Raw genomic sequence first — 18037 nt, forward strand, 5'->3', positions numbered from 1 at the left:
TACAATCGCCAACTGGTTGAAGCGATGATCAAAGTGAAGGCGCTAAATAAGATCAACACCCTTGGTCTGCCTAAATATCAGTAAGTTAAGTGAATTTGTTAGAGAGCTGCATTTGATCAACAAGGCCTTGTTGGTGATAAATCCTCAAGAGACATATCTTTATCGCTGAAATACTTGGATCTTACATAATCTAAATCATTACTGACTTGAGTAAATGAGAAATTAAATACTATTGGCCGTGACCTAAAGTAACCAAGCAGTAAGATAAAATACACTCTGGTTTCAATACGTCTTAATTCGTTGACGAGCCTTTGAGTTTCACTATCTAACGAAAAATAATCATCACGATCTTTACGGTTAAAATTGGGTAAGGCATAGAGTTCGTTGATTTCTGATTCGCTGAGAATTTGTATACGCTTGGTGTTTGATGAAGAAATAGTGGTAAGCCTTTCTTGTTATTTTTAATCAGCATACCTTAATCAATGAGGTTAATGTTTACCAGTCAACTGCTTAACATTACCATAAAGCCGATTTAAGCGACTAAAGTGGTAAACTTTTCATAAGATAGTTTACCACTGTGTATTATTACTTAAGAATACTAATGCCGATTTCGAGGGGATGGGCTAAATAATACAAACTGTGTTACTCAAGGGGTGAAGTCCAATGGTACGAAAAGTTACTCTAAGCGTGAAAATTCAAGCTAAGGTTAATTTCGAGGGGATGGGCGCAAAACCCCTTTTCCAGAATTAAACAATTTTACAGGGCCGAAACGCACAGTTCCTTGCTTTGAGCTCAATAGAGGCAATATCAAAGTAATGATTAAGGGTGTGTAAAATTCAAGTGGCAAACTCATGCCGTATCGAAAATATGAATTCAAGCTGCAACTTAAAATAGATAATGAAATACAAAGTGAAATGTAAAATAACCCGCGTACTGGGCTTTGTTTCTTTTTAATGAAGCTAATGCCGTTTTTAGTGCTATTTTCGCCACACTATGACTCCTTTTCATCTAAACAGATGTAAATTCTTCTCCTCAAATACGCAGGCAAAAGATGACAGTTGGTCACATAAAAGCAATAATAAAGGACTATTGCTGGTAAACTCTCAGTACATTATTATTAAATTCGATGTAGTAGTTAGAGTTGGATGTTTGTATGGGAGCCTCACCTATAGCCTTAATGAGCTTATTATTTTGCTTCATATTTTGGGTGATTTCTTTATCTGTATTCTTAAAGCGTGAATTTATTCGTTCTCTTGCAATAGCGCAGCGCGTCAGAAAGTTGGTTCAAGAGTCAATTCAACTGGAGATCTACATGAAAGGGCTGCCAGTTAATGATGAGCGTTCTGCTGCCTTCCGTAGAATTCAAGAAATTAAAGCTGAACTTGCTGGAATAGAAGGCTTTCCTCAAAAGAGTAGTATTACCCCTGCCTATGCATCCAAGATAGAGCTTAAAAATGTTGTTAATTTAGCCAGCTACAAACGCAGAGCTTAATATGGAACATATAAATGCATTTGTAGTTTCTTATAACAAGTTATTTACTGCAGGAGCTAGTGACTTCTTTTTTAAATACTTGATGAGCTTTTCAGGCTTACTTTTTGTGGTTTTCTGCCTAACTATCATTAAAGCCTACTTTAAAAAAACATCATTCTCACACATGTGTTTAGTAACATTCGTTACAATATCCTATTTATCAACTGATTATTTAATGGCTCTAGAGTACTTAAGAGAAGCGGGTAGTTTTATAGATGGTGTAGTCAATATGTATTTGATGTTCTCTCTTTTTGATAGCATTACAGCGCTTATCATTGCCTTATTATTTCCTTTTATAAGAAAGGGTAAAGGATACTCAGATGCTTCAGTAATCACAATGTGTATCTTTTTGATAAATTCAGTCTTGCACCTAATTTTGATGTTAAATTATATTACGCAAAATTCCCTTAACCCTTATTTAGGCTTTTTTTACTCTATTACTGTAAATATAAACGACTTGATATTACTTAGTGCATTTCTAGCACCAACTTTTATTACTAAAGTAAAACTTCTTTTTACGGAAAAATTGCTTTTACGCCTGTCGGATTAAAAATGGCCAAGGTCTTTCTGGCCATTTTCTTGCTAATTTTACTTTGCTAGGCTGATTTGGAGGGTTTGGCTTTAATTGTTAAAGCACCTTCTAATGACGTTTTAATCTTCTTAGTAATTGTTGGAACAAAAGTAGGGTCAATAATTCCGTAATCAGCACTTTCTTCTAACGAACTTGCAACTACTTTATTTACAGTTTCAAGAAGTTCTTCAGGTCTAACATCTTCTAAATTTGTGTTTTCATTTATGTTCAGAAGAAGGTAGTCTAGACTTACATTTCTTCTAATCGCTGTAGTTAAAATAAAATCCCATGGCATAGAAGGGCGGCTAAACCACATTTTCATAGTGCTCGCATTATGTCCTAAAGCTCTTCGTCCACTTTCATCTTCAATTTCATATAATTCATCAACCCCCCACACTTGCTTGCAGCGCTCTAAAACTTGTGAGACGTATTTTTTCTTTGAGTCATCATCTAGATTTTTAAAATATGTATCAGCCATGTTTAGTTGTTCTTGTAAGTTCACTACTCTATATTCTAACAAAAAAAGATAAATTTAAAATGAACAAAAATTTATGTTGATTTCAGTCACTTTTTGTAAATCGATAAAACCTTAAAAATCAATGTTTTTTAATATAAACGGCAGTAGAAACAAAATTTTAGATCTCAAAACAAATTATTCAACACATCCTCAAATGCCTTTGAATCTTCATCTACAATATACATTGCAGTTGTAACTTCTTTAGAATGACCAAGCAGTTTACTAATTCTGCTTATCTTTACGCCTTTTTCATCCAGCCAGGTCGCGTATGATCGTCTTAGAGAATGGGGAGCAACTGTGTTATATATTTTACAAAGCTCATAAATAGCGCTGCCAGATAAAGGCTTACTATTTTCAACATCAATATTTCCACTATGTGATACTTTGACAAATAACGGGCCAGGCATTATGCCTCGAACATTCAACCAGTCTTCCAAAGCAAGTTTTGTAATAGGGTGGATCGCAACATATCTTTCCTTATTACCTTTACCAATAATCTTCAAATACTGAGTGTTTATTGTGACTCTATCTTCGCTACTAAGCTCTAAGACTAATGATGAAATCTCTATTGTGGCCAACTCACTTCTTCTTAACCCGGTACCAATTAAAATATGAAAAAGCGCCAAATCTCTAAGCATTTTATTTCTATTAGTTGGGTTTGAGCTTGCTATTCTCTCCAAAAGCACTTGGAAACTAGAACGAGAAATTACCTGATGTTTTTTAATTCTAGAGCCGGTTTCTCCTTTCACTTTTAGAATACCATCTAGCTGCAATCTAGAAATCTGTCCTAACAAATAGGCATGCTCACATACACCCTTTACAACGGAAACATATAATGAAATCGTTTTTGGAGATAGCTCCTTGGCTTTTAGGTTATGGATAAGGCTATTCAAATCAGTTGAAGTAATTTCTGCCCAATTAATTTCATAAAAATCTGGGTAGCCGGTATGTTTTGCAATTGCTTGCAAACATCGAGTGACGGTCTCTTTGGATGTATCCGCCGCCAAAGAGTTAACATAATTGAATATCGGACATTTAGGGTTTACATAAATCTCATTTAATTTTTGTTTAATCTTGGTAGCCGGTAATTGAGGCTGTTTTAAATCGATAATCTTTTCCAATCTGCTGTTCATAATTTAAATTCATACGAAACCATAAGCACTGTACATTTATACATCCAAAATAAACTTGTGTAAATGCCCATTTATGCAATTAACATGTTATGTTAAATCAACTGTAAAATAGAATCTTGGGAAATTAGACTCTATTAATTAAAAAGATTTATCTAGGTATAAGGGGATGTTTTAGTTCCTAAATGAGAGTTATTAGTAAGAGCATATTAACTTTCGAATCGGGAGATTAGTCCGATACTAACCAGTATCGGACTTAAGCAATTGAATTGTTAGTAATTACTTAAAACCACCAACTTTACTTGATAAGAAAATAAAGGCAATTATAAATTCACCAACCACTACAGCTAACAGCCATTTTATATTTTCTGTATCAAATTTCATGAAGTCCAAAAAAAATATAATTACTCCAATTAAAAACCAAGTTAAGAACTGAGTTTTCATAATACCCTCTCTAATTCATGAGCATCTTTGGCTTGAGCGATCATTTCAAGTGCGTCATTAATTTCGGTTAAAGTTTCTTTATCTATTAACGTTATTCGATCTAAATCTATTTTTTCCGGGTTGGATATCCAAGAGACATCATACTTAGCAAGCAATAATGATTGAGCAGACTTTAAATTTTTCTCTGCTTCAGCAAAACCTTTTGACAAATTTAGTTCCATATTAAATCCTTAGCTGAGCATGTTTCTTAAACACATCACCTGTTTTTGGGTTTATAAATAGGCCGTTCATTTCAGCTAAAGATTCTAAAGTGAAATCAGGATTGTTTTTTAGAATTGCGTTTCTTACATCTTCATTTTTTAAAAATACATCTGCAGGAATTGTGAATTGGTTTAAATTCATGGGCTCTACGATTGGTGTTTTTCCTAATTCAGAAATGATATCCATTGCAGACTTCAGCTCCGAGAAAATAGCAAAACCAATGTCATTCATTTCTTGTTTAGTGGTCCCAACCCCATTTTTAATTAGCTCTGGATAAGGCATTAAAAATACATTTAAAGCCTTTTGAATTTGATTTTTAATATCTTTCAATGACATATGTAAAATACCAAGGTCGAATAACTACTTATAATTTACAGCTTGTTTCTAATTAAAAGGCGGGAAAAAAGAGTAAATTTTAAATTTAATCTATTTTTTAAAATGTTTCAGGTTGAAGTGTTTTAAAACCAAGTCCAATTTTTAAAATTGGACTTGGCGAAAAGCGTTATGGTGCAACTGATTCGGTTTTGGTGCACTCCTCCCCTTCTAGGCTCCAACCTGTAGGGCAAGTATTGGTACTTGGAACTTCTTCAGTTTTACTACACTGCTCCCCTGATAAAATATAATCTGTTGGGCAAGAGTAAGTTACAGCGGTAGATGTGGAGCTAACGCAGCTAGTGCCACTTAGTGAGCCACCAGCCGGACATGAGTAAACTAAACTCGCATTCTCTCTCTTATTACATTTCGACCCTGACAAACTATATTGTGACGGGCAAGAGTAAGTCACAGCTGTAGATGTGGAGCTAACACAGCTAGTACCATTTAATTTACCATCAGCCGGACATGAGTAAACTAAATTCGCATTATCTCTCTTGTTACACTTCGACCCTGATAAACTGTATTGTGATGGACAAGAGTAATTATATGAAACTGTTGTTGATTTAACACAGTTAGAGCCACTAGAAGTATATCCACTTGGACAAGAGGCAACTGATGCCACTGATGCAGTAGCCGAACATTCGAATGGATATCGACTTGTGTCGCTTACATATCCTGCAGGGCAACTTTTAGTTGTTGTTTCACCCATGCTGACACCGTTGGAGTAACAATAATATTTCATTGGGTATGACGTTACATCCGGTGAAGCAGTCTGACCTGCCGGACATACGTATACTTTGAAGGCATATTCTTTTCTTTCACACTTAGTTCCATTTAATGTATAACCTGATGGACACGAGTACGCTGGAGTACCATATTCATTTTTCACACAACCAGAACCAGTATTCGAATATCCAGAAGGGCAACTCTTAGATGCATCAATTTGAACATCTTTATAACAACTATTACCGGAACGCGTATATCCAGCAGGGCATGATGAACTTGCAGGCGAGCTCGATGAACCTAGACATAAACCATTTGAGTACGTGGTACCAACTGGGCAATTTTTAGTTGCATCAATTTGAGTGTCTTTATAACAACTACTTCCTGAGCGCGTATATCCAGCGGGGCAAGATGAGCTAGCAGGCGAGCTCGATGAACCCATACATACACCATTTGAATACGTCGTACCTGCAGGGCAATTCTTAGTGGCGTCTACTGTATATGTTTTAGAACAATCTCCCGAACTGAGACTGTACAAATAACCTGATGGACATACTTTAATTGCTGGTTGAGTCGTTGTTCTGTAACACATTCCGCCAGATAAAATGTAACCTTCAGGACATGTTGCCCCTTTGACACTTAGAGTGATGGTATAATTTGCAGCTCCTGATGATCCAACTACCCCTGGGTAAATTGGAATATCTAGTCCGCCAGCTGAGTTAATAGCCTTGTCAAATTGAACAGTTTGCCCTTTTGTTACAGTAATTCCATTTACAACAACAGAGCTTGGTGCGTCACTATGTAACTTAAATGTGATCTGCTGTTCACCAAAAGCCTTATTTCCGTCCAAGGTGTACAATGTTGGTACCTTTATTATTGTAAACGGCTCATCAGCTTTACTACTTAGTAAGCTTTTAGAAGACAGGGTGTTTACAGGTTCAACATTTACTGTGGTTTCAGCTTTAGTGCTGAAAGATATATATACCAAGGCCAGTAGTAATAGTTTACGAAATAGCATTTTAGAACCCAAAGTAAGTTGTTATTCTAAATAGAATTCCTTTTTGAATTTGGTCCAAATTTGAAAATCTATTAAGTTGAGCTTATTAATTTACTTGAAATGGATTTTAGAAATGCCTGAAAAAAAACTATTTTTGACAGATAATTCAGGGAAACTTTAGTGAATTTTTATAACTGAATATAAGATTTGCGGGTTCTCGGACCCACATAAAAAGTTAAGGCGCGAAAGATTCTCTACAGTCATGCAGCTATCACCATGCAACTGCCATCCAGTTGGACAAGCTTTTTGGCTATGAGCGGTCTGAGTCAACTTGCAAGATTGATCTAAAAAAACATAATCATCAGGGCAACTATAGGCTGGTTCAGACTCAGTAATGGCAATACATTTATTTCCGTTCAGCTCCGCATTTTCAGGGCATGAGTATATTGAGTCTCCATCTATCTGCTCTCTATTTACACACACATTTAACTGGGGGTTTCCATCAAGATCCCAGCTAATTTCCTGATATGCTCCACCATGCTCACACATATAGCTGGGTTCTTGGTAGTTTGAAGGGTTAACGCAATTTCCATCAATGTATTCGCCCACCACACACTCATAACGGACATTAGCTTTATACATATATGGGTTCTTAAAAATGCATAGATAATTCTGATTATCATAATACTCAAGCCCATCTCCATCACACCAATCAACCGAAGGTTTCGCGGTTTCCACATCAACAGAGTAAGCTCTTGAGTCAGTGCACTCACCTTCCCCCCACTTATGTAAGGTATATCCTGCTGTGCAAGGTTCATACTCGGCATCATTAGTATCAAGCAGGCCATGAGAAACACATATGCTTTCATGGTTAGGCTTTTTATTCTCTGTATCTTCGATTAGATACACTCGTTCATCATGAGCACAATAAGCCTCCCCAGGGTAATCCTGCACCTTTGAAAAGCACACCTTGTACTTTTCAGACCATACACCAGGGCAAGATACGATTGGATTTGTAACAGTTGATGTAATGCAAACGCCATCTAAATTCTCAGAACCTTCTGAGCAAGTAACTAATGCCGGTTCATTAAGCTCTTTGACACATTTATCTTCTGTCTTCAAATAGTCATAACCAGTAGGACAGATGTTTGTAGCATCAATTATAAGCGTTTTTGAGCACATACCATCGGAAAATAAATAATCTTCAGGGCAGCTAGCTCCTTTTACACTTACTGTTATAGTGTAATGCGCTTCACCAGTATAACCGGTGGCAGCTGGGTATATTGGTATATCCAAACCCCCATCGGCATTAACCTCTTTCAAAAAGTCTATAGTCTGCCCCTTAACTACTTTTTGCTCATTCACAATCACAGCATTTGGGGCAGTATCATGGAGCTTAAAGCTTACTTCTTGCTCTCCATAAGCTACGTTACCTTCAGCCGTATAAAGGGGTGGTATACGAATAATAGAGAGTGGTTCATTAAATCTGCTTTTTAATAGTTGATTAGATGAGAGTGTATTTACTGTATTAACAGTCACCTCTTGTCCTGATAACGCTGCAAAGGGGGAAAAAACAAATAGAAATAGTAAAAACCTATGCAAAATCATTTTGATCTCCACTGAAGTTAATTTATTAATTAAAGCAGCTTGGAAAATGAAATTTACCTAAAAAAAAGTGATTTTTATAAAAAGTGCCACCAATATATAAACGTTGTTAAGTGAAAGGGTAACTTAAGAGACAGAATAGCCATTAAAGGTTAAGGAGCATTTATCCTTTCGCAGTTACACTGTCTTTTCGGTAGTAATTATTTTTGAGGGGATGTAATGCTAAGCATATAATGCTTTCGGCTGTCACAATGCTAATACAGTTTTCAAAAAAGATTGAAGATTAATAATAGCTGAAATCTTTACTCAGTTTTTCCAGTTAAGAAATGAACCCAACCTTTCCATTCACTTTTGTAATGAAGGTTTGGATTTGATGGTATATTAGCAGGCCTACCCCCCTCTTTACTCAGCTCCCTAAATTGTGTCATCGTCTCAACACCCAGTGTACGAGCTATTCGACAAGCTTCATGAAACTCAACGAACCGACCACAACCAGGTGAATTTTTTGGAGCTAAAACTTCTGACCATTTACAGCCATATACATTAGGTGGGCGCTTAGGCATAGACTCTGGAAATTCATCACCTTCACTGGCCTCAAGCCACTCTTTAATTGAAGATAACTTTTTCTCTCGAGCATATCTTGCTGCTTCTGTAATTGATACGTATTTATCTTGGGACATTTGTTTAACGTGTCTGACACATATCTTTCAATTCTACGATCAATTTTTAAAATTTTAAACATTATGAGTTTTTAAAATTCTAATATCATCTATCCCTCGTATTTATTCTTTCTATCGCGCTTTTAGTTAAGAAGGGCTGTACAAGTGTGTTTTGAAAAAATATACCGCCTTTCTTAGACTACAATATCATCTACAAACAACTCCATCGCCATCGCGATCATTCATATACGGATAGGCTGGGTGACCACTATAGACAGGCGTTATTTTATGGTTTCTTGCTTCTTTGCAGCTAATTTTACCATTTTGGTTATCATCATAAATTGACAAGGCACCAGTTGGATAGGACGTATCATAAGTAGTAGGCTGCAAAGATTTAACTTTGCTGTGGTATACCATATCCGTACTAGTACAGTTCATCAGTACAGAGCTTAATGCGTGATATTCATTTAAATCTATACTCAATTTATATTTTTGCTTAACTTGAACAATGCGATTTACGAACCAGCATTTATTTTTTTCTGGCAACCACTCACCGGCATCAAAGCCGCACTTACCTGTTTTACTACATCGATTAACTTTAGGTGAAGCAAGCGTTAAATTCAGTAAGTCAGAGGCGAAGGCTTTTCTTATACTGACAGGAGCTGAGCACAAGCCTGAGTCATGAGCCTCAGAAGTGGCAACAATGTGTTCTATATCGGTTTCGGAATCTGATTCAAAATAGCTACCTGTATATGGTCCATAAACTTGCCCATTCATACTTGCAACAATGGCATCTTCTACATTCTGGTCATACTCATAATCCGCCTTTTTATCATACGCAGAGCAACGATTTTCATCTTTAATAATCAACCCTTGCCAACTTTCATATGCTGGGCCGCCTTGATCTCCTCCACCAGTTACAGCGATTACTTTACTGGGCAAAATAAATGACAACCCAAACAATATGGCGAATTTGTTCATGCAAAAATCCTTTAGTTTCTTCATTAACCCTCTCAAATTTGGGGGTTATACGAATCTTAAATGCTGTCCTGCTGATTTATCAAATTTAAATTTTTTCAAAAATGCGCGTTTTTAAACATCCTGTATCGTTACTTTTGAAATTCAAATTTGGAGAAATGCATGAAAACTTTAAAACGTCACCTATTAATCGCGATCACTGTACTAACAGTTTCAGCATGTTCTAGTAACGGTATTCATGAAAAAATTGAACAGATAGAAGTTGCTCACCAAAAGCAAGTTGATAAAAAAACCGAGAAAATGGACCAACTCATTAATAGTATTCCAGATTGGTACTTAGATGTACCACAATCTGACTCAACAGGTGTATTTGGCGTTGGATTCGGTTCATCAAACAAACCTCCTTTTGCATTAAAAGCAGCCGAGCTCAGAGCTAAATTTGATGTAGCAAAGAGCTTTAAACAGCTTATCTCTGGCCAAGAGCGTTCATATGAAAACCAGACTCTAGATTCAAACCTTGAGACTCAAATTAATATGCTTATTGATTCAATTGTCGAAGAAGTTAGTGTTGCCGGTGCGCAGAGAGTAAAGCGTGAATTGTATAATGTTGATGGAGTAGCAAATGCATATGTTCTTGTAAAAATGCCTTATGAAGAATATAACCGAGCAATACAGTCTTTGCGTGCTAAAACAGTAGAAGAGAAAATGTCTGTTGCATTCGATGAACTTGAAAAGCGACTGCAGAATAGAAAGAGCGATGAACAAAAAGCAATTCAAGCCACTCACCAGCGTGATGTTGAGCTTAAAGAGCTTGAGATCAAAAAAGAGGTAGAGCTACGAAAAGCTGAGCAACCTCAAAGTGAACTACCCAGCGACATCGCTTCGCTCTGATCACTGGGCTTCTACAGTCTAGCTTAACGGCTAGGCTGCTTCTTTTTTCTCAGATCCAAAATCCAACTTCGATAATTCGAAGACTTTCGTTTTAACGGATTGTTTCTCCTGAGATACGGGTGCTACCCTTGCGACGATGCCAGCCGCAATTAAATCTAATTCACCTGTCTTTTCTATGCTCTTAGCCGACGATAGATCACGGTTTTGATGCGTTCCGCAAGCTACACAAGTGAAATACCTATCGTTCAATGTTAAAACATGGTTTTGGCCGCACTCTGAGCAGATCCCTGTGGACTTCTCAAATCGACCAATTTCGTGATACAACTTACCCTCTAACTCAGCTTTGTATTTTGAAAGCTGAGTTATCAGCCCCATTACGTTATCGGCAACCATGCTGCCATTGAACTTTTGCATCGCTTTTACGTTTAAATTTTCAGGGTATACGGATTTAATGGTTGATGGGGCACCTTCACCCCATCAATCTGATACCACCCTCAGATGGTTGATAGATCGACTCCGTAGTTGAGTTCCTCTGCGAAGTCCGGCAGTCTGTAACCGATGGTTTTCTTGTAGAAAGGAGAGACCTTCGCAGTCGGTGCCTTCTTCTTGTACTTCGTGGTGTAGAGCATTCGTGCCCGCATCACCTCGAAGGAGTAACCGCGCCCTTCACGGTTCTTGTCCTTGGCCAGTCGGTTGATGGACTCCGTGTAAGCGTTGGTGACGGGCATGTCCGTCTCGAAGTAGGTCATGGTCTCTTCGCGCCAGTTTCCCACTGCCCTGACCAGATCGCTCCAGACTTCCTTTTGGCCCTTCGGGATGGTGGCTATCCACTCGTCCAGGGCGGCTTCTGCCTGGAGCCGTGTGGTGGCGTCCCAGATGCCGTAGAAGCGCTCCTTGTGCTCGTAGGCGGCCAGCAGTTGCGGGAACGCGCCTGTCCAGGTCTCCATGATGAGGCGCTCCCGGTCTGAGACTTCGTGAGCGCGTTTCAGCAGGATTTTCCGGTCTCCCTTGAGTCCGACTCTGGGACGGTTTCAGCTCCTTTCTGAGGCCCTTGCGCACTCTCTCTAGGGCATCGTTGGCCATGCGCACCACATGGAACTTATCGACCACGATACGGGCCTGGGGCAGCACAGCCTTGACCGCTGCCCGGTAGGGGTTCCACATGTCCATGCTGACGATCTCGACCTTCTGCCGGTCTTTCAGCTTCATCAGGTAGTTGGTCACCACGTCCTGGCGGCGGGTGGCCAGCAGGTCGAGCAGGGTTCGCTCCTCAATGTTGGTCAGAATGCAGCGGTAGCGCTTGTTCAGGTATAGCTCGTCAATGCCCAGGATGCGGGGCGTCTCGAAGCGGTGCCAGTGCCCCAGGAACTCGGCGCGGGCGTTGAAGATGTCGCGCACCGTCTTCTCGTCCAGGCCGGTCTGTGCCGCCACAAAGGTGTAGGGGTGGTTGAAGGATTCCTTCTCCACGTACTCATGCAGCCGCAGTGTCATACGGAATCCGTCCACCATCTCCGGTAGCTGGGGCCTGAATGTTGTCTTGCAGGCCCGGCAGGTGTATCGGCGGCGGACCACCCAGAGAGTGACCCGCTTGCCGTGGATGGGCAGATCACGATAGGGAACGTCACGCTTGCCGAACCGTACGAACTCACCCTGCACGCCGCATTCCTCGCAGGCGATGGGATCGGGCACGTCCACCTGGAAGTGCATTTCGTCGTCGGTTGATTTGCAGCCCAGTACTTGGTATTGCGGCAGGTGAAGGATGTTGTCGGGAAGTTCGGTCATGGTGTTGTATAGGCGTAGGTGTCAGTCAGATCCATCCGACTCGGCATTGGTGTTTGCTTTTTTACCCAACAAGCTGCTGGAAACTAAAAGTAAGGCACCGAGGACAATTGCAATATCAGCCAGGTTGAAGGCCGGCCAATGCCAGTCTCGCCAATAGAAATCAAAGGAATCCACAACATAGCCGCGAAAGACCCGGTCAATCAGGTTGCCCATGGCGCCACCGAGGATAAGACTGTAAGCGATGGCTTCTCCTTTATGACGATTTTCAAGGATCAGCTTGATCAGAAAAATCGAGACCACTACCGCGATTCCGATAAAAAAGTAGCGCTGCCAGCCTCCACCATTCGCAAAAAGACTGAATGCGGCACCGGTATTCCATACGTGTACCCAGTTAAAGAATGAGGTCACTGAAATAGACTCGCCATATGCCATTGATTGTTGCACCAGCCATTTTACGGCCTGATCAGACGCTGCCAGCAGGCCGGAGATGGACAACAGAGCGTACGGTGACAGATGTTTGCCAAAAATGGACATTGCTTAATCCTTGAGCGCCAGAATGCGTCTAGCACCGTTAAGTACAATTACCCCCGCGATGGTGCCGATAATCAGATCCGGATAATTGGACCCGGTCCACGCGACCAGAGCGCCGGCGGTGATGACCCCCAGGTTGATCACCACGTCGTTGGCCGAGAATATCCAGCTTGCCTTCATGTGCGCCCCGCCCTCCCGATGTTTGGATATGAGCAGCAGACAACTGGTATTGGCAATCAATGCGACGAATGCGATAGCCATCATCACCAGCGATTCAGGCTCACTACCGAATACAAAGCGTCTCACCACCTCTATGAGTACGCCCACAGCCAAGATCAGTTGCAGTACACCAGCAAGATGCGCGGCACGTACCTGCATTTTCACGCTATGTCCAACCGCATAAAGGGCAAGCCCGTACACCGCCGCATCGGCAAAATTGTCCAGGGATTCTCCAATCAGGCCGGTGGACCGGGCGATCAGACCGGCAGTCATTTCCACCACGAACAGAAGTGCATTGATGCCGAGCAACCAGCGCAGGGTCCCGGATTCTTGCTTAGCAGAAGCTGCCGAAAACTCGGCGGCCTTGATGGTCTCCGGATTTGCAGCGACGGTTTCCTGAAGCGAGGCGCCTAGCCCCAAGGTCTTCAGTTTCGAGGTGACGGGCTCGACCTCGCCGTCATGCACGACCTTCAGCCGGCGGTTCGACAAGTCGAAGGACAGCGCCCGAATCTCCTCAAAGCCGTTCAGGGCTAGGCGAATCATTCGTTCTTCTGATGGACAGTCCATCTTCGGCACGGCATAAACACTGACCCATCTCCCTGGCGCCTCGGAGGAGGCCTGTATATCGGTATCCGCTGCGGACGTTGCATCAGCGCCACAGGCGCCACCACAGGATTTGCTCATGATACGACTCCACTTGAACAATGTTGTGGTACCATTTTAAACTATAAAGCTACTATAAGGTCAATAGAGTAAATAATCCGTTGGGGAGGAGGCTGATGCGCATTGGTCAGTTGGCGCAGTTGGTAGGGGTCGAAACACAGACGATCCGCTTCTATGAACAGCAGGGCTTGTTGCCGCCGCCTGATCGGCAGGACAACGGTTACCGTGTCTATACCGAGAAGCATGGTGAGGGGCTGGCCTTCATCCGTCGCTGCAGAATCCTGGGCCTGTCACTGGCTGAGATTCACGAACTACAGAGCTATCAGGACGACCCTCATCAGCCTTGTACCGCCGTCAACGCCTTGCTCGATGATCACATCTCTCATGTGCGGTCGCAGATAACCGCTCTGCAAGCGCTTGAGAAACAACTCGTTTCACTGAGAGCGAGTTGCAACGATGACCGGGAAGTTGAGGCGTGTGGGGTTCTTGCTGGAATTAGCGAAGGAAACATGCACCAGCAGTAGGTGAAGCATCAACCAGATAATCCGATGAGATGCCGGTCTGTCTCACTCTCATGCAAAGGTAAGATCAACCATTTAATCCGCTTACCCAATTTTCAAAACACGCTATATCAGTTTCATTGATTATCTGTCGTGAAATTTTGTGCGCAAAGTCGAGCCTTTGCCTTGAGATTTTACCGTGTAGCTTATTGATGCGTTGTTTAGTTTTGTGCCAACGATTTGAGCCTTTGGTTCGACGCGCAAGCTGGCGTTGCAATTGATTTAGCTTCTCTTTTGACTGTTTTAAAAACTTCGGATTATCGGCCACAAATCCGTTCGAACCAACAACCGTTTGCTTTGAGTTGATATCAAAACCAGTGATCTTTTCCAAAACCTGTTTAGCCGTTTTACACTCTACTTCCTGTGTGATGCTGCATCCCCACTTTCCGTGACGATATTGAATAGTTACGGTCTTAATTTTGCTCGCAAGCCCACGATGCAAAACGATTGGCACTTTGCCGACCTTTGGGATGCTTATAGCGTCATTTTCAATTCGAATACAGTTGGAATTATTGACCGCTCGGAAGCTATCATTGTGAAGCCGCTTCCTTTTGTAGGAAACTTTGTGCTTTGGAAAATGCTGCAAACGACCTTTAGAAAATGCATTCTTCATCGCTGTTTCCAAGTCGCGAGCAACCTGCTGAGCAGCAGAATCAAAGGCTTTAATCCAGCTAAATTCCTCGAATGGCTTAATTTCCTTGAGGAGAGAAGCCATATCTTTGTAAAACAGGAATGTTTTATCGTATTCATATCGACGCATATTTTCAGACAACAACAGATTCCAAATGCCACGCGCTGTCGCACCAAACTCAATGAGCTTAACTTCTTGTTCTGGCCTAGGGTTTAGCCTGTAGTTGTATCTGAGCGTCTTTTTCATATACTGTATAGACTACTGTATAAGGCCTAGTTGTCAAGATGGATTATGAAACTAAATCTCACTACAAATATCTAATTGCGCTTCATTTAATTTTGGAGGTTAAGTACAGAAAACCCCTGCTAAACGGAAGGCTGGGTGAGTTTGTAAAGAAAACGGTTTTCGATGTTTCTCTATCATCTGACTTTAGGATCGAAGAGGTTGAGATAGACAAAGATCACATTCATATGCTGATTACAATCGGCACTCGATATTCAGTAGGCCAGCACGCAAGGAGGATTAAGCAAGCCACAACCGCTAAAATCTGGAAATCATTTCCTTATCTGAAAAACCAATTTTGGAAAGAGAAAACATTTTGGTCAGATGGGTACTTTGTGTGTTCTGTAGGGAATGCAAGCGCAGAGACTATACGAAAATATATCCAAGAGCAGGGGTGACACCTATTCATCCCCGCGACATCACTTTGTTCTGATCACGGGGTTTTCTCGGTGAGTTTAGATAAAAAGTAATTTTTTAAAAATATTAGGCTTTTTTTGCCTCTATATGTTGCGTATACCTGTACATTATTAAGCATATATATGGAGGCTGTTATGTTTACAAACCTGAATAAATACTCAAAACATCAAAACTCAAAGTGGTTTATCATTGTCATTTTACTTTGCTCTATTTTATCAATAGTTTATTTGCAAATACGTCATCCCGCTGACAACTCTAGTGTAGAGTCAACTTTTGACTACTCAACTATTATCGATCACTTTAGTGACAAGCTTAACCAAGGTACATTTCTGTTCTCTGAACCGGTTACTTGGAACGGCCGATTTATTCCTGTTGAGAGTTATGCTGGAATAAACCTTAAAAGTTTAAGCAGCGAGCATGCTGATGGTTTAGTTTTATATTGGCTTCATCGTATAAAGTTTGCCTCTACTGAAGAGACTGGTGTCATAAAAGACAGTTTTGAGTCTCTAAAATCATTACATTATGACATCAACGAAGCTAATGTAGAATTCTTAGATTGTAGCCTGACTGAAAAATGTGATTATAAAAAACTTATAAATAACTTCAGCAACTCAGCTTGGGTACCTTTTTGGGCAATGAAGGCAGATATTGAGTATGTTAAGAGCAAAAGTGATGAACTAGATGAGCTTAACATTTCTGCTGTTAGTGACTTAGAGTTTTTCGAGCTTCGTAACAATGCCGATCATGTTGAAATCATACCACCAGCACTTGCTGACTACTTAATAACCATACCTTTTTATCTGAATTGCGAAACCAACAATCAAAAGCTTTTGATGTACTTATACGAGGTCAAAACTAGGTTTCCCCAGCTAAGCACGATAGTTGATGAGTTCATGACTATGGCTTCAGCTAACCAGTGCGAGTTAGTGTAGGAGAGGAATAAAGATTCATACTAAAAGCTACTATCAAGTCCAAATCAAGCTACAACTGAATATTAAAGTATCATACTCTTGTAACTCTCTTCTGGACAAAAACACGTTAGAGTATTTAATCAGTAACGCCCGCATAACGGGCAAATATACGTAGGCTAAACTACCGAGCAACGCGAGGGGAGCCTACGTGTATTTGTCCCTAGCGAGCAAAGCGAGTGTTAATGCGTTTGTTATGTGACGGCCTAATAAAACTACGGAACATATACCATGCCAAACTCATATTTGTAGCCTGAAACTATGGGATAAATTCGACCTTTCAGAACGAGATCACTAACGCCTTCTTCTACAGTACATAAATCGATGATTAAATCCCAATAATCACCTTGCCATTGATAGCATGAACGTTCCCAACATTCAGTAGATAACGCCTTTAGACAACAACCATATTCAAGAACATTTTCTCTATTAAACTCGGCCAAATCACTAGATTGAAGAGTGATGTATTCCGAGACATTGTGGAGTTCGAAATTATCTTTGGTTAATTGAATAACCACTTTGCAAATGGAGTCTTTCCATACTTCCGGTATTGAATGTTCCTTTTCCAAATCTTTTAAAGGCAAATGCATTCTTCGTCATCCTTGAGTCACATAACATTTTAGTATTTATGCGACACGCAGTTTGTGTTGCATAATCGCTTGTTGGACTGAGCCGCTACCTGCTCGGTGTGTCAGAGTTGGTGTTGTTTATGCTATGGGAATTTGCTTTTTCTGGCCTAAGCGATATCAAGCCAACGTTACTGGCGAGCCTATCGCATCTAAGCTATCCCTGCTTTACTCAGCGTTTATTATGCTTCCATTACACCTAAATTTGCCTTAAGAAGCAATTATATTTTTACGCACACAGAGGTCGTTAGCCTGAGCAATTAAGCAGGTTAACTCATTGATTTTAAGCAGCAAGCAAGGCTGCTAACTCGTTCGCACTATTTCATTTGTTGGCGTATCTGAATTCATCACACCAATAAATCGTAAAATACCCACCTTGCATGACTGACAAAACCAATGCGGTACCAATGATTCTGTTTCTGGCTTTGCCTGCACTAGTTTGCATTTGTGTGTTGATTGAGCCTTTATTAACGCTAACTTTCGCTTGCGACACGCATTAGCTAAAAAACCGTAGTGGCGAATGCGCATAAACCCTTTAGGCAATACATGTTGCCCGAATTCAGATAATAAGTGCACCACTCATGGTTAAACGGTGAGAAGAGATCAACTGCCTGTTGGTGGTACTCTATCGTCGCCAAACAAACAGAAGCATTTACCATGAGTTACAAGCAGTTGA

22 protein-coding genes and 1 pseudogene are annotated in these 18037 nt (G+C 40.7%); 6 read left to right on the top strand and 17 right to left on the bottom strand.

Annotated features, from left to right (window positions below; all coding sequences use genetic code 11):
• Nucleotides 1-116 precede the first annotated feature (116 nt).
• Nucleotides 117-437 (bottom strand): DUF4158 domain-containing protein, encoded by a 321-nt coding sequence (locus tag NH454_RS22470; RefSeq protein WP_366031342.1) that lies wholly within the window; start codon nucleotides 435-437, stop codon nucleotides 117-119.
• Nucleotides 438-1177: 740 nt separating this feature from the next.
• Here NH454_RS22470 and NH454_RS21085 point away from each other — a divergent pair.
• Together NH454_RS21085 and NH454_RS21090 are read left to right on the top strand one after the other, a co-directional pair.
• Nucleotides 1178-1492: a hypothetical protein gene (locus NH454_RS21085; protein ID WP_235374233.1), complete on the top strand. Its 315-nt coding sequence runs from the start codon at nucleotides 1178-1180 to the stop codon at nucleotides 1490-1492.
• A gap of 1 nt (nucleotide 1493) precedes the next feature.
• The gene (locus NH454_RS21090) at nucleotides 1494-2081 is read left to right on the top strand and encodes a hypothetical protein (RefSeq protein WP_055022341.1); all 588 of its coding nucleotides are present in this window, start codon (nucleotides 1494-1496) and stop codon (nucleotides 2079-2081) included.
• 46 nt (nucleotides 2082-2127) lie between these two features.
• Here the strand turns inward: NH454_RS21090 and NH454_RS21095 are convergent, their stop codons facing one another.
• From NH454_RS21095 to NH454_RS21135, 9 genes are all read right to left on the bottom strand, one after another.
• A complete protein-coding gene (locus tag NH454_RS21095; protein WP_055022342.1) occupies nucleotides 2128-2580 on the bottom strand; it encodes a hypothetical protein in 453 nt (150 codons plus the stop codon).
• A 164-nt stretch (nucleotides 2581-2744) separates the two neighbouring features.
• Nucleotides 2745-3740 (bottom strand): site-specific integrase, encoded by a 996-nt coding sequence (locus tag NH454_RS21100; protein WP_175083356.1) that lies wholly within the window; start codon nucleotides 3738-3740, stop codon nucleotides 2745-2747.
• A gap of 288 nt (nucleotides 3741-4028) precedes the next feature.
• A complete protein-coding gene (locus NH454_RS21105) occupies nucleotides 4029-4193 on the bottom strand; it encodes a hypothetical protein (protein ID WP_171040484.1) in 165 nt (54 codons plus the stop codon).
• A complete protein-coding gene (locus NH454_RS21110; RefSeq protein WP_063530268.1) occupies nucleotides 4190-4414 on the bottom strand; it encodes a hypothetical protein in 225 nt (74 codons plus the stop codon). The genes NH454_RS21105 and NH454_RS21110 overlap by 4 nt, the downstream gene beginning before the upstream one ends.
• Nucleotide 4415: 1 nt before the next feature.
• A complete protein-coding gene (locus NH454_RS21115; RefSeq protein WP_063530267.1) occupies nucleotides 4416-4790 on the bottom strand; it encodes a hypothetical protein in 375 nt (124 codons plus the stop codon).
• A 166-nt stretch (nucleotides 4791-4956) separates the two neighbouring features.
• Nucleotides 4957-6570 (bottom strand): hypothetical protein, encoded by a 1614-nt coding sequence (locus tag NH454_RS21120; protein WP_199524870.1) that lies wholly within the window; start codon nucleotides 6568-6570, stop codon nucleotides 4957-4959.
• 156 nt (nucleotides 6571-6726) lie between these two features.
• Complete coding sequence (locus NH454_RS21125) at nucleotides 6727-8157, bottom strand: hypothetical protein (RefSeq protein ID WP_063529956.1); 1431 nt, start codon at nucleotides 8155-8157, stop codon at nucleotides 6727-6729.
• A gap of 299 nt (nucleotides 8158-8456) precedes the next feature.
• Nucleotides 8457-8834, bottom strand: a complete 378-nt coding sequence (locus NH454_RS21130) for a hypothetical protein (RefSeq protein ID WP_055022345.1) — start codon at nucleotides 8832-8834, stop codon at nucleotides 8457-8459.
• A gap of 186 nt (nucleotides 8835-9020) precedes the next feature.
• Nucleotides 9021-9794, bottom strand: coding sequence for an excalibur calcium-binding domain-containing protein (locus tag NH454_RS21135; protein ID WP_063529957.1), 774 nt, complete (start codon nucleotides 9792-9794; stop codon nucleotides 9021-9023).
• A 159-nt stretch (nucleotides 9795-9953) separates the two neighbouring features.
• On the opposite strand from NH454_RS21135, the gene NH454_RS21140 reads away from it, so the two are divergent.
• The gene (locus NH454_RS21140) at nucleotides 9954-10682 is read left to right on the top strand and encodes a hypothetical protein (protein ID WP_063529958.1); all 729 of its coding nucleotides are present in this window, start codon (nucleotides 9954-9956) and stop codon (nucleotides 10680-10682) included.
• A 30-nt stretch (nucleotides 10683-10712) separates the two neighbouring features.
• On the opposite strand, the gene NH454_RS21145 is transcribed toward NH454_RS21140, so the two are convergent.
• The 4 genes and pseudogenes from NH454_RS21145 to NH454_RS21160 all read right to left on the bottom strand — a co-directional run bounded on the left by NH454_RS21145 (nucleotide 10713) and on the right by NH454_RS21160 (nucleotide 13898).
• Entirely contained in the window at nucleotides 10713-11096 is a 384-nt protein-coding gene (locus NH454_RS21145; protein WP_063528624.1) for a zinc ribbon domain-containing protein, read from the bottom strand.
• 80 nt (nucleotides 11097-11176) lie between these two features.
• Nucleotides 11177-12464: pseudogene (locus NH454_RS21150) on the bottom strand (ISL3-like element ISPpu12 family transposase).
• A 21-nt stretch (nucleotides 12465-12485) separates the two neighbouring features.
• Nucleotides 12486-12998 carry a signal peptidase II gene (lspA, locus tag NH454_RS21155; RefSeq protein ID WP_004813174.1) on the bottom strand — a complete coding sequence of 171 codons (513 nt, stop codon included), beginning with the start codon at nucleotides 12996-12998 and terminating at the stop codon, nucleotides 12486-12488.
• Nucleotides 12999-13001: 3 nt separating this feature from the next.
• Nucleotides 13002-13898: a cation transporter gene (locus NH454_RS21160; RefSeq protein WP_063529117.1), complete on the bottom strand. Its 897-nt coding sequence runs from the start codon at nucleotides 13896-13898 to the stop codon at nucleotides 13002-13004.
• Between the two features lie 95 nt (nucleotides 13899-13993).
• Here NH454_RS21160 and cadR point away from each other — a divergent pair, with 95 nt between their 5' ends.
• Nucleotides 13994-14401 carry a Cd(II)/Pb(II)-responsive transcriptional regulator gene (gene cadR / locus NH454_RS21165; RefSeq protein WP_004364961.1) on the top strand — a complete coding sequence of 136 codons (408 nt, stop codon included), beginning with the start codon at nucleotides 13994-13996 and terminating at the stop codon, nucleotides 14399-14401.
• A gap of 64 nt (nucleotides 14402-14465) precedes the next feature.
• On the opposite strand, the gene NH454_RS21170 is transcribed toward cadR, so the two are convergent.
• Nucleotides 14466-15314 carry a transposase gene (locus tag NH454_RS21170; RefSeq protein WP_235374234.1) on the bottom strand — a complete coding sequence of 283 codons (849 nt, stop codon included), beginning with the start codon at nucleotides 15312-15314 and terminating at the stop codon, nucleotides 14466-14468.
• A 38-nt stretch (nucleotides 15315-15352) separates the two neighbouring features.
• On the opposite strand from NH454_RS21170, the gene tnpA reads away from it, so the two are divergent.
• Nucleotides 15353-15748, top strand: coding sequence for an IS200/IS605 family transposase (tnpA, locus tag NH454_RS21175; RefSeq protein ID WP_138558981.1), 396 nt, complete (start codon nucleotides 15353-15355; stop codon nucleotides 15746-15748).
• A gap of 153 nt (nucleotides 15749-15901) precedes the next feature.
• The gene (locus tag NH454_RS21180; RefSeq protein ID WP_063529910.1) at nucleotides 15902-16699 is read left to right on the top strand and encodes a hypothetical protein; all 798 of its coding nucleotides are present in this window, start codon (nucleotides 15902-15904) and stop codon (nucleotides 16697-16699) included.
• 251 nt (nucleotides 16700-16950) lie between these two features.
• On the opposite strand, the gene NH454_RS21185 is transcribed toward NH454_RS21180, so the two are convergent.
• Together NH454_RS21185 and NH454_RS21190 are read right to left on the bottom strand one after the other, a co-directional pair.
• Nucleotides 16951-17325, bottom strand: coding sequence for a hypothetical protein (locus tag NH454_RS21185; RefSeq protein WP_058584486.1), 375 nt, complete (start codon nucleotides 17323-17325; stop codon nucleotides 16951-16953).
• A 339-nt stretch (nucleotides 17326-17664) separates the two neighbouring features.
• A complete protein-coding gene (locus NH454_RS21190) occupies nucleotides 17665-17940 on the bottom strand; it encodes a transposase (RefSeq protein WP_328250367.1) in 276 nt (91 codons plus the stop codon).
• Between the last annotated feature and the right edge of the window lie 97 nt (nucleotides 17941-18037).

It is taken from the genome of Pseudoalteromonas sp. Ps84H-4, assembly GCF_024124645.1.
GTDB classification, from domain to species: Bacteria; Pseudomonadota; Gammaproteobacteria; order Enterobacterales; family Alteromonadaceae; genus Pseudoalteromonas; species Pseudoalteromonas lipolytica_C.